Origin of the sequence: Streptomyces rectiviolaceus, from assembly GCF_039533825.1 — a bacterium.
Lineage (GTDB): Bacteria > Actinomycetota > Actinomycetes > Streptomycetales > Streptomycetaceae > Streptomyces > Streptomyces rectiviolaceus.
The window spans coordinates 101,588-116,305 of the sequence record NZ_BAAAUG010000077.1 but is presented as its reverse complement, the minus strand read 5'-3'; the positions used below and the strand labels follow the sequence as shown (position 1 = coordinate 116,305).

Genomic DNA, 14,718 nt, shown 5'->3' with positions numbered 1-14,718 from the left:
CCCGGGTCCCCCTCAAGGGTGGCCGCGTTATCCACAGTCACGGTGCTGTACACAGATTCAGCTCGCACCCTTCCGACTCAACCTGCCGTAGCCGTAACGTAATTGAGGCGGGACACCACCGCCCCGGCGGCGGTTTCGTGTCCACGTGGATCGGGGGATTCAGGTGTCGGGGGCAAGCCGTCCTGGGCTGCGTCGTGGGCGCGGGGCCTCCGGTCGCCATCGGGCCGCAAAGGCCCCCAAGTTCCCCATGGAGCGACAGAGGAGAGCAGTCCTGCCATGAACCAGCCTCGGATCCTGATCGTGCGGCCCGAACCGGGCGAGTACGCCTGGACGTTCGGCGGTGCGCCACCCGTGGCGCGGATCGCTCCGGGTACGGTCCTCGACCTGTACACGGAGGACTGTTTCGCGGGGAACGTGCGCTCCGAGAAGGATCTGGTCTCCGAGGTCTGCCAGTTCCCGTTCCTCAATCCGCAGACCGGCCCCTTCCATGTCGAGGGTGCGGAGCCTGGCGACACCGTCGCCGTGCACTTCGTGTCGATCGAACCGGCCCGCGACTGGGCGGCGTCCACCACAGTCCCCCTCTTCGGAGCGCTCACCTCTACCCACACCACCGCATCGCTCCAGCCGCCGCTGCCCGAGACCGTGTGGATATGGCAACTCGACAGGGACCGGCGGACGGCCCAATTCAGCGCCCATGACGGTGACTTCGAGATCGCACTGCCGATGGACCCGATGCACGGCACGGTCGGCGTCGCACCGGCCAATCTTGAGGTGCGCTCGGCACTCGTGCCCGACGCGCACGGCGGCAATATGGACACCCCTGAGATGAGGGCCGGGGTCACCTGTTACCTCGGGGTGAATGTGGAGGGCGCGCTCCTCAGCCTGGGCGACGGACACGCACGGCAGGGGGAGGGAGAGACCTGCGGAGTCGCCGTCGAGTGCGCCATGAACACAGTCGTGATCGTCGAACTCCTGAAGGGGATCACAACGCCCTGGCCTCGCCTGGAGTCCGACACCCACATCATCTCCACCGGCTCGGCACGCCCCCTTGAGGACGCCTTCCGAATATCCCAACTCGACCTCGTGCACTGGCTGGTACGCGATTACGGCTTCAGCGAGCTCGACGCCTACCAGTTCGCGACGCAGACCGTCGAGTCGCCGCTCGCCAACGTCTGCGACACCAACTACACGTGCGTGGCCAAGATCCGCAAGGAGTGGTTGCCCGCGAGCGAGACTCACCGGGGGCTGCACACGCGGCTGCGAGAGACGGCCAAGGTGCTGCCCCACTGAGAAAGCCCAGCTGTTCCCCCCCCCACCGAGAGGTAGGCCGGCCATGGATCGAGCAAGACGGTTCCCCAGCAGGCGCAGGCTGTTGCAGGGAGCGGCCCTCGCCGCCCTCCCTGCCGCGCTCCTCCCCGCCACCCGCGCCTCTGCCCGGCCTCGGGCGGTCGACTATCCGCTCGCCGAGTGGGTTCCGGCAAGCACCTCCAACTACACGGCCGCCAACCGCCCCAGCACCTACCCCGTCGACTACGTGATCGTCCACGTCACCCAGGAGACCTACGCCGACACGCTCGCCATCTTCCAGAATCCGGCGAAGAAGGTGTCGGCCCACTATGTGGTGCGCTCCGAGGACGGTCACATCGCCCAGTGCGTCCGCGAGCGCAACGTCGGCTGGCACGCGGGCAACTGGAACTACAACACCCGCAGCATCGGCATCGAGCACGAAGGATGGGTGGATCAGCCCGAGTATTTCACCGACGCGATGTACGAACAGTCCGCACTGCTGACCTCGGCCATCTGCGAAACGTACGACATCCCCAAGGACCGCAAGCACATCATTGGGCACGTCGAAGTGCCCGGGACCGACCACACCGATCCAGGGCCGCACTGGGACTGGCCGCGCTACATCCGCCTGGTCAACTCTGCCTGACGTCGGGCGGCTCATGCTGTAACACGCCTGTCGCGGCGCTTGTCGGGGCACGCTCGCGGGGCGACGATGGCAGCACCGCATCGCCGTCCCGGGAGGCCGAGTTGACCGAACCATGGGTGGCGCTGGAGGCCGGTGCCGATCCTGCCGAGCGGGTGCGGGTGTTGCGGCGCGCCCATGAGAGGTTCACCGAGGCGGGCACGGTTACGCGGCCGGTGCGTTCCGTGGTGGCCGACTCTTGGCGGCGTTCGGCGAGGGCCAGGGTCAGCCCGGAGGACACCGGCGCGGCGGTGGAGCTCACCGACGGGGACCTCGGCTCGTATCGGTCCGAGCATCCGCTGGCCGGGGTGATGCCGCTGTTCCGTGAGCTGATGGGCACGTTCGCGATGGACGGTGAGCATCTCCTCGCGGTGTGCGACGCGCACGGCAGGCTGCTGTGGGTCGAGGGTCACTCCGCGACCCGGCAGCAGGCGGGGCGGATGAACTTCGTGCCGGGCGCGCGGTGGGCGGAGTCCGCGATGGGGACGAATGCTCCCGGTACGGCGGTGGCGTTGGACCGTCCGGTGCAGGTGTTCGCCGCCGAGCATTTCATCCGACGCGTCCAGCCGTGGACGTGCGCGGCGGCTCCAGTGCATGATCCGCGGACCGGGCGGTTGCTCGGGGCGGTGGACATCACCGGGGGTGACGGTCTCGCGCATCCACACAGCCTGGCTTTCGTGCAGGCGGTCGCACGGGCGGCGGAGTCCCAGCTGGCGCTGCTGGCAGCGCCCGTGGAGTCCAAGGACACGGTGGGTCTCACCGCGCTCGGCCGTGACGAGGCGCTGCTGCTTACCGGCGGTCGCAAGGTGCGGCTGAGCCGGAGGCACAGCGAGATCCTCGTCCTGCTCGCCCGCCACCCGGAGGGGCTGACCGGCGACGAGCTGCAGTGCGCGTTGTACGAGGACGAGACGGTGACGCCAGTGACACTGCGGGCCGAACTGGCCCGACTACGAAGGCTTCTGGGGCCGGAGCTGCTGAGGTCGCGCCCGTATCGGCTCGCGGTGCCGGTCGAGTCGGATGTCGACGCCGTCGAGCGACGGCTCGGTTCGGGGGCGGTCACCGCGGCGGCCGCCGCGTACGCGGGTCCGCTCCTGCCCGCTTCGCAGGCACCTGCCGTGGCGCGGCTGCGGCGCAGGCTCGCCGATCAGCTGCGGGCAGCGCTCATCGCACGCCGTGACCCCGATCTCCTGGCCGACTGGGTGCACGCCCCGTGGGGCGAGGAGGACCTTGCAGTGTGGCGCGCGCTGGCGCAGGTACGGGCGACCCCACCGGTGCTGGCACGCCTCCGCGAGCTGGACGCGGAGCTGGCTGACGCGAGGTAGGAGAGCTGAACCCGCCGTGCGCGCTTGCGCCATGCCCGGGCTGAACGCAGCATCGCCGCCCAAGTGCAGGCGCGGATGCCGGCCAGCTGCCGGCCAGCTGCCGGCCAGCTGCCGCAACGTACCTGCAACGTCCGCCCTCCTAGCCTCCGGGCGAGAGCTGCCCAACGGCGGGCAGCCTTCCCCGGGAGGCCACCAAGATGACCCGTTACGCAGCGCCCGGCACCGACGGCGCAGTTGTCTCCTACCAGGCACGCTACGACCACTTCATCGGCGGCGAGTACGTCCCGCCCGCCCGCGGCCAGTACTTCGAGAACCCGAGCCCGGTCAACGGGCAGCCCTTCACGGAGATCGCCCGCGGCACGGCCGAGGACGTGGAGCGCGCCCTGGACGCGGCGCACGCCGCCGCGCCCGCCTGGGGCCGCACCTCCGTGACCGAACGTGCAGACGTCCTACGGAAGATCGCCGACCGTATGGAGGCGAACCTCGAAAGCCTCGCGGTGGCCGAGAGCTGGGAGAACGGCAAGCCGGTCCGAGAGACGCTGGCCGCCGACATCCCGCTCGCCATCGACCACTTCCGCTACTTCGCGGGGGTCATCCGCGCGCAGGAAGGGTCGCTCAGCGAGGTGGACGAGGACACCATCGCGTACCACTTCCACGAGCCGCTCGGGGTCGTCGCGCAGATCATCCCGTGGAACTTCCCCATCCTGATGGCGACATGGAAGCTCGCGCCCGCCCTCGCCGCCGGCAACGCGGTCGTCCTCAAGCCCGCCGAACAGACCCCGGCCTCCATCCACTACTGGATGAGCCTGGTCGCCGACCTGCTGCCGCCGGGTGTCGTCAACATCCTCAACGGCTTCGGCGTCGAGGCGGGCAAGCCCCTCGCCTCCAGCCCGCGCGTCGCGAAGGTCGCCTTCACCGGCGAGACCACGACGGGGCGGTTGATCATGCAGTACGCCTCGGAGAACATCAAACCGGTGACGCTGGAGCTGGGCGGGAAGTCGCCGAACATCTTCTTCGACGACGTGTGGGCCGCCAACGACGACTTCCGCGACAAGGCACTCGAGGGCTTCACGATGTTCGCCCTCAACAACGGCGAGGTCTGCACCTGCCCGTCGCGGGCCCTCGTACAGCGGGGTCACTACAGCGAGTTCATGGAAGCGGCGGTCGCCCGCACGGAGCAGATCGTGCCGGGGCACCCGCTGGACACCGACACGATGATCGGCGCCCAGGCCTCCAACGACCAGCTGGAGAAGATCCTCTCCTACCTGGACATCGGCCAGCAGGAGGGTGCCAAGGTCCTGACAGGCGGTCAGCGCGTCACGTACGACGGCGAGTTGTCCGGTGGCTACTACGTCCAGCCGACGATCTTCGAGGGCGACAACCGCATGCGGATCTTCCAGGAGGAGATCTTCGGCCCCGTCGTGTCGGTCGCGTCGTTCAGCGACTTCGACGACGCCATCAAGACCGCCAACGACACGCTGTACGGCCTGGGGGCCGGAGTGTGGACGCGCGACATGAACACCGCTTACCGGGCGGGCCGTGCGATCCAGGCGGGCCGGGTCTGGACGAACTGCTACCACGCGTACCCCGCGCACGCGGCGTTCGGCGGCTACAAGCAGTCCGGGATCGGGCGCGAGACGCACAAGATGATGCTGGAGCACTATCAGCAGACGAAGAACCTGCTGGTGTCCTACTCGCCAAAGAAGCTCGGCTTCTTCTAGAGGCACGAGAAAAGGCGCCTGACCTGGGCTTTCGCCCGTCAGGCGCCGACGTGCGTGGCGCCCTCGGTGGCCGTGGCTCCCTCGAGTGCGTACAGCGGCAGGAGCGCCGTGTCGCAGATGCCGGGGTGGAGGGAGACCGCGGTGACGCGGAGGTTGGCGGCGAAGACGGTGAGGGCGAGCTGCGACTGGGCGTAGGTGGCGAGCCGGGAGTAACTCCGGGCGCGGTTGGGGTCGTTCCAGGCGATGGAGGCGGATCGGTGGAGAGTCGAGGACACATTGACCACGCGGCCGCCGGGCTCGCTGGTGAGCGTCTGTTCCAGCAGATGGGTGAGCAGGTAGTGGGAGAGGAAGTTGACCTGAAAGGCGATCTCGTTGCCGTCGGCGGTGACGGTGTGCCGCTCGGGGGTTGCGATGCCCGCGTTGTTCACGAGCACGTCCAGGTGTGGGTGTTCGGCGATGATCCGCGCTGCCATCTGCTCGACTTCTTCGAAGCGGGCGAAGTCGGCGGAGAAGGCGCGCAGCCGCGCGGCGGGAAGGCCCGCGATGGCGACCAGCGCATCGGTTGCGGCCTGTGCCTCCTCGGGGGTGCGACCGTGTACGAGGACGGTGGCGCCGCGTTCGGCGAGCTGCTTGGCGGTTTCGTAGCCGATGCCGGAGGTTGCTCCGGTCACCAGGACGGTGTGGGAGGAAAAGTCGGATGCGGACATGGTCCATCCAAGGTTGAGGGCAGGCCGTTCGCAGGCGTGTACGCGGGTATGGACAAGGGGGCGCCGGACGAGGTCGCGGCGCCCCCTGGGCTACTGAGTGCGCGTCAGCGGTGGGCGGACGGCTCCGGGCAGCGGGGCTCGCGACGGGGCGCATGATGAGACGGCCGGTCGAGAAGGAGCCACTCGCCGTTCACGCTCTCCGTCAAAGCCGGGCCGGGCAGTGGGAGCCAGGGCAACCGGCGTTCCCTGACGCACCCCTGATGTGGGTCAGCCGGGGCTCGGGATCATCGACACCACCGCGTCAATGACCTTGATTCCGACGAAGGGCAGCAAAGGAAGTCCTGGCGTCGGCGACGCTGCACACGGGCCTTGACCGGCCCGGGCCGCTCTCTCCTCCCCCGAGGCGTTGGACGAGATCCTGACCGTGGCGCTCAGGACCGCACGCGCGGGCTGACGAGACGGCTCCGAGCAGCGCGCCTGGAGGCGTTCGCCGAAGCGCACCGCGAGCGCCTGGAAGGCCGACTCCTGAGGGTCGGCCCTCCAGGGGTCATCCCGCCCGCTTCACAACGGCATGTCGATCCGATGAGTGCTTTGCTGTTCTCCGCACGTCAGCGAGAGAGCTAGGGCAAGTGATCCGGCTCCGGGTGCTGGCCCTGGCTGCAGCGAGAGCGAGCCTTCGGTGAACCGGCCTTCTGGGTCGGTACCGAACGCACCCCCGCCGTCCGTGTATTCCCCTCCGAGATCGTCCTTCGCTTCCAACGACAGATAGATCGGCGGCCCGGCCTCCGTCATCGAACCGTCGGGCTCGTCCGCCCACCTCTCGGGAAGCGCAGGCGTGATGCGGTAGAAGAGTTCGATCTGCTCAGACGTCCACGTGAGGCTCCGTACCTCCAGTTCGTGGCGGCCACCCAGGACAGCGAACGTCCTGCCCGCACCGCCTCCCTTCTTGCGCTTACCTTTGCCCATGCCTGCTCCCTACGGTGTACCGGCGCCTCAGGCTCATCCCGACCCCTTGGGCGGCACCTGACAGGTGATGTACCGCGTGGCACCCGCTCGCGGGTTGCTGTGGCTCGTGACGAGCCAGTAGAAAGTGATCTTGTTCTTTGTGCGGATGGTGTGCTTCGTACTGCTCCCCTTGCGGTTGTACTTCTTCATGCTGCCGTGGAAGTTGTATGTGCTCGCCCGGGGATGAGGGCCGTACGGTGCATTGATGGCGTGGTTGTTCACCCAGGCGTTGGGCATGGACACCGTCACGGCCGGGCCGAGCTTGGCACGCGTCCGCGCCGTCAGTTTGAAGTTCCAGCGGACAGTACCTGCGCGCGTCCTGTCCCAGTCGACATTGGCCACGCTGTGCTTCCACACCCCAGTGCACTTCTTGTCCGCCGCGGTGCGGGCATGTATCTCTTCGGCACGCTGTTCGACGCGCGCGTACGTGACAGCCGGAGCTTCCCCCTCCGCAATGCTGATCAACTCCCCCGCATCCGCCTCGCTGTGCGACTCAGCCGCGTGCGCGGGAACAGCGCCGCCAGCAAGAAGAGAGGCTCCGAGCACGGAACAGATCAGCAGCGAGTGCTGCCTCTTCTGAGGCATTTCTGGCTCCCCGTTCAGTCATGCTCACCGCAACATCTACGGCGAGCTCATATTGGTCACGGAGACAGATGGGGCCTGCCGAGCACCCGTTCCCCCGATCGGCATCAAGAGATCGTTAAGCCCCCGTACCCTCCTTCACTCGCTGGAAGCCGAGGGCGGCGACATCCGTCCTACTGAAGGGCTGGAGCCGCGGCGGTGCGCGAACAGGTCGTCCTCGCCACCAAGTTCGGCTGGCGCATCGTCACCGCTGTCCAGCGAGTATTCGCTGTGGACCCGCGATCCTGAGTCCGAGGTCTTGCCCACGCTTGCGGAACTCGGCATCGGATTCGTGCCGTTCAGCCCGCTCGGCAAACTGCAATCGTCGGTAGCGGTCGGCACCTGCCGTTGTCGGTGAACGCGTCGCCGCATTTCAGGAACCTGGTTCGTCCTGCCCAACGATCGGTGCCCCAGACGCCGCTAGGGAGGACATCCCCTCCGCACGCGCGACGCTCCGCGTCGCCGAACTGGCACGGGAGGCGGTGGACGCCGTACAGGGGGCAGCTTCGCGGGCGGGTGACGGTCGGCACGATGCAGGGGGTCTGGGCGGGTCTCCACCACCCTGGCCGCGCTGCGCGAGGGCACGGTGGATCTGGCCGTGGTGGCACTCGACCGCCAATAGCAGCGAGGGCTGACGACCCGGCTGCTGTCCCGCGAAGAGATGGTGCTGGTGGTGTCGTCCCGGCGGGTCATCGCCGGGACGACACCGAACGGCGAGGTCCGGCTCGCCGACATCGCGCACTTGCCCACTTGCCCACTTGCCATCGTGGACTTCACACCCGGCTGGGTCATCCGCCACGCCGTCGATCAGGCCTTCCGTCCCGCAGGCGTCGACCGCAGCACGACATTCGAGGTGAGCGACATCGTCGCGGCGGCCGAGCTGGTCCGCAACGACTTGGGCATCTGCATCATGCCCAAGTCGATCGCGGCCCGCTTCCCCGATCTGCCCCAGTACCGGTTCGACCGGCACGCGCCGAACTGGAAGATCATGGTGGTGAGACCTCCCGGCGAGGCACCCCCGGCAGTCGCCGCGCTGCTGGCGCGAGCGTTACCGCCTCCGTTGCGGTCCACCGTTGTCGCTCGGCTGGTACCCGGGTGTCCGGGTGCCCAGGCGGTATCACCGGGGCCAATAATGACTGCCTCGGGCGCTCAGTGCGCGGATCGGTCCGATCAGTGCCCGGTAGAACGGCCGCACCACACGGCCGGGCAGGTGCCGGTGCCGTTCCTCCTGCCAGACCCTCGCCCTGTGGTGCGAGGCGATGGGCGACCACCCGTCGGTATCCGGGGGTTGGGATGTGTGGAGTTCGATGCGGCATAGGTGCTTCGTACTGACGAAGCCGTACTGGCCGGGGCTGACCAGCCGAACCGGAGCGCCATGGTCGCTGTCGAGCGAACTCCCGTCGAGACGGTCGGCGATGAGCACGTCGTCGGCCAAGGCGTCCTCGAGCACCACGATCGACCGGTAGCCGTCGAGACCTTCGAAGACGACATGGCTGATCGACGCGTCAGGCTTGAGCCGCGGTTCGACCTGCGTGCGGTAGAGGGCCTCGAACGCGACTCCTTCCCACAGCAGGTCCGTTGCCGACCAGCCGGCGACACAGTGGAAGTCGGCCCCGAGCTCTTGTCGTGGCAGCTTTGCGAGGTCGCTCACGGACAGGGTGATGGCCTCGGTCAGAGCTCCGCCGATCTCGATCACCGGGTCGGCGGGGACGGGCGGAGGCGGGTGATGGAGATGTGTGCCGAAGCGTGGGAATCCGGCGACGGCACGTTGGCCTGGGGGGAGCGTCATGTCGATCCTCCATTGGGTGCTGCTCGGGCTCCGGTGAACTCCCCCCGTAGTTCACCGGAGCCCGGGCATCCGGCCCCTGCCTAGTGCCGTTGGGCCGAACGCTTCGTACGCTAGGACCTCCACCGCACGGGAGATTCAAGGGGCTGAGATGCAAGTCACTTGGACGATCGGGGAACTTGCCACACGTACGGGTCTTTCGGTGAAGGCTATCCGCTACTACACCGACATCGGCCTGCTGCCGACGGCGCCGCGCAGCCAGGGAGGCCATCGCCGCTACCCACCACAGGCGCTGGAACAGCTGTGGCTGGTAAGGCAGTTGCGTGCGCTGGATGTGCCGATCGCGGCCATCACCGACGTCGCGACCGGAGCGCACCGTCTCGGCGACCTGGTGGCCGAGCAGTTGGAGAGTACACAGACGCGATTGGCGGAACTGCGGTGGCGTGAGGCGGCGTTGCTGGCACTGGAGGAGTGCTCAGGACCGGAGCGGTTGCGTCGGCTGCGCGTGCTGGCCACGGTTCAGTGCCGACCACAGGCCACCGCGGACTTCACCCGGGCGTGGCAGCGCGTCCTGCCCCCGAGTCTGCCGGCGCGCCTGGCCGATGCCATCACCGCACAGGCCGTTCCCGAGCTGCCGCGCGAGCCCACACCCGATGCCGTACTGGCCTACGCCGAGCTCCACTCCCTCGTGGCGGAGCCCGCGTTCCTGGGCTACTGGGCCGTGCCCCACGTACGGGACAAGGCATCGCTGTACGCGGCGTTGCTCGACGCCTCGGACGGTGCCGCACCCTCCGTCGCCGCCGGGCGTGCACCGCACAGGTGCGAGGCGCTGGACGCCCTCTGCCGTGCCTGTGCCCGTGCCTACGAAACGGATGACACACCCGGCTTCCGTGCGTTCATGGCCACGAACATGCAGACCACCGTTCCTCTGCTCCGTCGCTACTGGCAGCATCTGGACGCCCTCACCGTCGGCCCCGGGCCGAGCCTGGGAAGGACACACTGCTGGCTCGTGGAGGGGGTCATCGCCGAGTACGACCCCGCGCGGTGAACCGGCTGCCGCACCCATCCAGCTCCGGCGAACGCTCGAAGGCCGCAACCACCGGGAGCGGCGGCCTCCTCGCCGCCGCTCCCGGTCGTCACCGGCCGCTACCGGGCCGGCAGTTGGCCGCAGTCGCCGGCGGCGCACTTGCTCAGCCAGTCGGCGAAGTCGGCGTCGTACTTGGTGCCGATGGTGTCGCGGAGCAGGCTGTGGGCCGCGTCGTACTCGCCTGCGCGGTAGTGGCCGAGCAGGGTGGCCACGTCCTCGGGGTGCGACTGGAGCATGTAACGGACGCCCAGGTAGCCCCACTGGTAGATACGGGTGGTGTCCGCGTTGTCGTACGTGGTCCCGAAGAGCTGGCTGAGCTTGTAGGTCTTCTTGCCCGCTTCCTCGATCGCCCTGTCGTAGGTGATGCCGCGGTACGAGTAGGAGACGTACTCGGCGAAGCCCTCGATCCACATCACTGTCGGGGTGGTCTGCCCTGCCGCGAAGTCGCCGTACATGTCGTAGCGGCCGTCGAGGTAGTGGGTGTACTCGTGGTTGAGGTTCCAGATCTGGAAGGCGCCGTCCTGGGCCGGCTGCTCGTAGGCGATGAAGCGCGGTTGGTTGCCCTCGGCGGCCGGGTCACCCTCCAGGTACATGCCGCCGTTGTTGGTGTCGATGCCGAAGACGACACCGGCGTACGTCTTGTAGTCGGTGCTGGAGTTGAAGGCGACGATCTCGATGTTGGTGTTGTTGTCGTCCTTGACCGGGCCGTTGTCCTTGACGATGTCGTGGAACACCGGGTCCTGCTCGAGGATGCTGTCGCACGTGGCCGACAGTTCGGACGCGGTCAGCTCCTGTGCGAGGATCTTCGCGCTCGGACCGCATGCGTGCTTGACCGTCAGCACGGCGTCGCGCACGCGGTTCTGTAGGCCACAGGTGTCGTACTCGGCGCAGTTCTCCTTGTCGAACTCGTCCGTCATCTCGGCGAGGCCTACCCAGAGCGGGGCGGTTCGTCCCGTGATCTCGCTGCGGCCGAGCAGCTCCTTGACCAACGGCTTGACGGTGTCCTTGATGTCGGTGTGCTGCAGGAAGCGGCCGAGTTCGCGTCCGGCGTTGCTGGCCAGGTAGGACTTGTCGGTGCCGAGGAGATCGTCGTGGGCGACGGCGAAGTCACGCAGTCCGGTGAGGACGCTCGGGTCGGCCTTCACGGCTTCCACGAACTCCGGCACCTGGTGGCCGCGGAAGAGCACGGTGTAGGTGTTGTTGACCGCCGCGAGCATTCCGTAGAACTCGTCGTACGACGCGTCGTAGTCCTTCTGCAGACGCTTGACCACGTCGAGGAAGCGGGCGTTCTCTTCGGAGCTGTCGATCAGGATGACCGCCTCGGACAGGGTCTCTCCGTTGGCCTCAGTGACGTCGAAGGCGTGGGAGGAACCGAAGAAGCCGTCCAGGGCGCCCTGAATGGCGCTCTTCAGCGTCGGGCCGTATTCGCCGACGTTCTCCGGCTGGTTGTACTGGATGTAGTAGCCGGCGCGCAGGTACAGAACCACTTGGGCTGCGGATGTGCTGTTGTTCCCCGGGTAGTTGGTCGCGACGTCCTTGAGTGCGTTCGCCACCGTGACCATCTGTTCCTCGCGGAAGAGGGCCTTGGAGTCCTCACCGGTCACGCTGAACAGCGTGTTGATACAGGTGGTTTCCGACTGCTTGATCTGCTCGACCAGGGCAGCGCCGGTCTTCGAGGTGAAGTCGCTGACGTTGCAGTCCGCCGCGGCCTTCGCCGCAGAGCGGGCTCGCTTGCGCTCTGCGGCGTTCTGGGCCGCGGGGAGCGGAGGGCGCTCCGCGGAGTTCGAGGCCTTCGTGGCCGATCGCGCGGGGTCGGCGGCGTGGCCGGGGGCGAGGTCGGCGGCAAGCACGGTGGCGGAGGCGGGCTGCGGGGCGAGGGCCGACCTCGGTGCGGGCTTGGGTGCCCCGGCGTCGGCCGGGGCCGCCGCGCCATGAGGGGCGAGCATGGTGAACGCCAGGCCGGCGGCGGCCACGGTAGGTATCAGCAGTTGGGCGAGGTTCCTGCGGGTGGGGGGTCTGCGCATGGCGATGGCCTCCAGGCCAGTCGGCAGCCGTGCGCGGGGCACGGCGGTGGGGGGTGCGGACCATGACGGCAGCGGAGGTTGAGCACCCCCGGAACTGTCATGTCCGCCGAAAGTGTGACCGTACAATTTCACAGTTCACATCACAGTGAAAAGAGGGTTGCAAGCAGGAGAAGAAATTGATGAGCCGTCAAAGGGAGGCCGCGCCAAGGGACTTGAGTTCCCCATGGGTGCGGGCCAGCGGGACCTGCCGTGGAGTGGCGAGGACTTCGCCGCCCGACGGGGTCACTGACCGTCGGCTTACGCGCGGCCCGCGGCCAGGTCCATCAGGCGCGCGAGGACGCTGCCGCCCGAGGCGGTGACGCCGTCGTGCTCCCACTCATTGGTGACCCAGACTCGGGTGGCGCCGACTTCGCGTGCCGTGCGCAGGGAGAGGCCTGCGTCGACGTACATGTCGTCGTGGTAGACCGCCGCGGCCAGGGGGATCTGATTGGCGGCCAGGCGGCGAGGGTCGTAGAGCGGGGGCCAGTCGCTTCTGTGGGCCAGGAGGTCTGCCGCGTCCGCGAACGGGCGCAGGCCCCTGATCTCCTGGAACATCCAGGGGTAGATCATTTCGCCGGTGAGGAGGAGAGGATCCGCGTCCTCGGCGAACTCGGGGAAGCCGGCGAGCGAGCGGGACGCCGCCCAGGCGCTCGGGGAAGAGCCTTGCCCGTACAGCGTCTCCTGCATGACGGCGAACAGCGGGTTGTCGGTGAAGCCGGTCAGGGCCTCGACCTGATGGAGGAAGGTGTCCGTCAACTCGCCGTCCGTGTCCAGGGATTCGTCGAGCAGCCAGTGGATCCGCTCGAAGCCGTCGCCCATGCCGAGCACGAGGCCGAGGGTACGCAGACGGCCGGAGGTGAGGCGGTCCCCGCCGGGCAGCCGGATGTCATCGACCGCGAGGAGGTCGGCGATCTTGCGGAGGCGTGGGGCGTCGTGCGGGTAGCGGGCGTAGAAGTCGAGGACCCGCTCCCGCACCCGCGGGTAGGTGCGGGCGTACACGTCGTCGGCGGTCGCGGTGAGACCCGGCAGGCCGCCGGTGACGTAGCAGGCCCGCAGGCCCTCCGGGGAGTGCGAGAGATACGTCAGGGTGATGAAGCCGCCATAGCTCTGGCCGAGCGTCTCCCAGGGTTCCCCGCCGCACAGTTGACGGCGTATCAGCTCTGCGTCGGCCACGATCGCGTCGGCGCGGAAGTGGGCCAGATACACGGCCAGTTGGGCGGCGGAGGCGAACCGGGATGCCGTGCGCGCGGTGACCGGGGTGGAGCGGCCGGTGCCTCGCTGGTCGAGGAGCAGCACCCTGTGCGTCTTCAGCGCCTGGGGCAGCCAGCCCGGCGTACCGGCCGAAGGACGCGGCGACTTGCCGCCGGGGCCGCCCTGCAGATAGAGCAGCCACGGCAGTTGTTCCCCGCGGCGGGTCGGGTCGACGACCTCGCGCGCGAACACCTCGATGGTCGGGCCGTGCGGGACCGAGTGGTCCAGCGGGACGGTGAAGCAGTGGTCGGTGGTGGCGTACGCCGGGTTCATCGGTCCCTTTCACAGCGGGGCACGTAATGGTGTGTGACATTGCATGCGCCGGCGTGGCTGAGCCGCCCTCCTTCCGGGGAGCCCCCACCAGTGCCTAGCGCCAAGTAATGGGGGTCGTCCCGCGTCACGACCCCAGGGCCTCAGGGCCTCAGGGCCTCAGAGCCTCAGGCGGAACGCTTCCGGGCGCGCCCCGCCGCCGATTTGGCCTCGGGCGAGGAGGAACTGCCGCTGCTGGCCCACAAGGAGCGGACATGGCCCAGGTGCTTGGACATGCACTTCTCCGCCGCCTTCGCGTTGCCCGCGAGCATCAGGTCGAGGAGCTCCAAGTGCTCCTCGGCCGAAGGGATCAGCTCGCCGCGCTCGTCCAGGGTGGAGAGCCCGTACAGGCGGGAGCGCTTGCGCAGGTCGCCGACCGTCTCGACCAGGCGGTCGTTGCCCGAGAGGGCGAGGAGCGAGAGGTGGAACTGCCGGTCGGCGTCCAGGTAGCCGATGAGGTCGTGGTCCCGCGCCGCCCGGACGATTTCCTCGGCGACCGGGCGCAGCGCCTCCAGTTCCTCGCGCGCCGCGCTGCGGGTGATCCGGCCGATCATGGGGACTTCGATCAAGGCGCGGATCTCCGTGTACTGGTCGAGGTCACGCTCATTGACCTCGGTGACCCGGAAGCCTTTGTTGCGGACGGGCTCGACCAGTCCCTCGCGGGCCAGGTCGAGCATCGCCTCACGTACGGGCGTCGCCGAGATGCCGAAGTCCTCGGCGAGCGTGGGCGCCGAGTACACCTCGCCAGGGCGCAGTTCACCGGAGATCAGAGCGGCCCGCAGGGCGTGGGCCACCTGGTCACGCAGCCGCTCCCGGGTGGCGTTGAGGTCGTGGTGCTTCAGGTGCCCCATGCGGTGGTGGTCCCTTCGATCTGGTA

The 14,718-nt window shown here is 68.4% G+C and carries 11 protein-coding genes and 3 pseudogenes; 7 read left to right on the top strand and 7 right to left on the bottom strand.

Features of this window, described 5'->3' with window-relative positions; all coding sequences use genetic code 11:
- The first annotated feature begins 276 nt into the window (after positions 1-276).
- The 4 genes from ABD378_RS22035 to exaC all read left to right on the top strand — a co-directional run bounded on the left by ABD378_RS22035 (position 277) and on the right by exaC (position 5,012).
- Positions 277-1,290 carry an acetamidase/formamidase family protein gene (locus ABD378_RS22035; RefSeq protein ID WP_344522756.1) on the top strand — a complete coding sequence of 338 codons (1,014 nt, stop codon included), beginning with the start codon at positions 277-279 and terminating at the stop codon, positions 1,288-1,290.
- Positions 1,291-1,333: 43 nt separating this feature from the next.
- The gene (locus ABD378_RS22030; protein ID WP_344522754.1) at positions 1,334-1,933 is read left to right on the top strand and encodes an N-acetylmuramoyl-L-alanine amidase; all 600 of its coding nucleotides are present in this window, start codon (positions 1,334-1,336) and stop codon (positions 1,931-1,933) included.
- Between the two features lie 101 nt (positions 1,934-2,034).
- The gene (locus ABD378_RS22025) at positions 2,035-3,291 is read left to right on the top strand and encodes a GAF domain-containing protein (RefSeq protein ID WP_344522752.1); all 1,257 of its coding nucleotides are present in this window, start codon (positions 2,035-2,037) and stop codon (positions 3,289-3,291) included.
- A 197-nt stretch (positions 3,292-3,488) separates the two neighbouring features.
- Positions 3,489-5,012 (top strand): acetaldehyde dehydrogenase ExaC, encoded by a 1,524-nt coding sequence (gene exaC / locus ABD378_RS22020; protein ID WP_344522750.1) that lies wholly within the window; start codon positions 3,489-3,491, stop codon positions 5,010-5,012.
- 47 nt (positions 5,013-5,059) lie between these two features.
- Here the strand turns inward: exaC and ABD378_RS22015 are convergent.
- The 3 genes and pseudogenes from ABD378_RS22015 to ABD378_RS22005 all read right to left on the bottom strand — a co-directional run.
- Positions 5,060-5,719 (bottom strand): annotated as a pseudogene (locus tag ABD378_RS22015) (SDR family NAD(P)-dependent oxidoreductase); the annotation flags it as partial.
- A gap of 561 nt (positions 5,720-6,280) precedes the next feature.
- Positions 6,281-6,685 (bottom strand): hypothetical protein, encoded by a 405-nt coding sequence (locus tag ABD378_RS22010; RefSeq protein ID WP_344522748.1) that lies wholly within the window; start codon positions 6,683-6,685, stop codon positions 6,281-6,283.
- Positions 6,686-6,718: 33 nt separating this feature from the next.
- Positions 6,719-7,309, bottom strand: coding sequence for a hypothetical protein (locus tag ABD378_RS22005; RefSeq protein WP_344522746.1), 591 nt, complete (start codon positions 7,307-7,309; stop codon positions 6,719-6,721).
- A gap of 247 nt (positions 7,310-7,556) precedes the next feature.
- Between ABD378_RS22005 and ABD378_RS22000 the strand changes: the two are divergent.
- Together ABD378_RS22000 and ABD378_RS21995 are read left to right on the top strand one after the other, a co-directional pair.
- Positions 7,557-7,661: pseudogene (locus ABD378_RS22000) on the top strand (aldo/keto reductase); the annotation flags it as partial.
- Positions 7,662-8,006: 345 nt separating this feature from the next.
- A pseudogene (locus ABD378_RS21995) lies at positions 8,007-8,327 on the top strand (LysR substrate-binding domain-containing protein); the annotation flags it as partial.
- A 135-nt stretch (positions 8,328-8,462) separates the two neighbouring features.
- On the opposite strand, the gene ABD378_RS21990 reads toward ABD378_RS21995, so the two are convergent.
- Positions 8,463-9,134 (bottom strand): molybdopterin-dependent oxidoreductase, encoded by a 672-nt coding sequence (locus tag ABD378_RS21990; RefSeq protein ID WP_344522744.1) that lies wholly within the window; start codon positions 9,132-9,134, stop codon positions 8,463-8,465.
- A 148-nt stretch (positions 9,135-9,282) separates the two neighbouring features.
- On the opposite strand from ABD378_RS21990, the gene ABD378_RS21985 reads away from it, so the two are divergent.
- A complete protein-coding gene (locus tag ABD378_RS21985) occupies positions 9,283-10,179 on the top strand; it encodes a MerR family DNA-binding transcriptional regulator (protein ID WP_344522742.1) in 897 nt (298 codons plus the stop codon).
- 98 nt (positions 10,180-10,277) lie between these two features.
- Here the strand turns inward: ABD378_RS21985 and ABD378_RS21980 are convergent, their stop codons facing one another.
- The 3 genes from ABD378_RS21980 to ABD378_RS21970 all read right to left on the bottom strand — a co-directional run bounded on the left by ABD378_RS21980 (position 10,278) and on the right by ABD378_RS21970 (position 14,692).
- On the bottom strand, positions 10,278-12,242 hold the full coding sequence (locus ABD378_RS21980; RefSeq protein ID WP_344522740.1) for a collagenase: 1,965 nt from the start codon (positions 12,240-12,242) through the stop codon (positions 10,278-10,280).
- Positions 12,243-12,539: 297 nt separating this feature from the next.
- Positions 12,540-13,805, bottom strand: a complete 1,266-nt coding sequence (locus tag ABD378_RS21975; protein WP_344522738.1) for an alpha/beta fold hydrolase — start codon at positions 13,803-13,805, stop codon at positions 12,540-12,542.
- Between the two features lie 164 nt (positions 13,806-13,969).
- Positions 13,970-14,692 carry a GntR family transcriptional regulator gene (locus ABD378_RS21970; protein WP_344522736.1) on the bottom strand — a complete coding sequence of 241 codons (723 nt, stop codon included), beginning with the start codon at positions 14,690-14,692 and terminating at the stop codon, positions 13,970-13,972.
- Positions 14,693-14,718 lie beyond the last annotated feature (26 nt).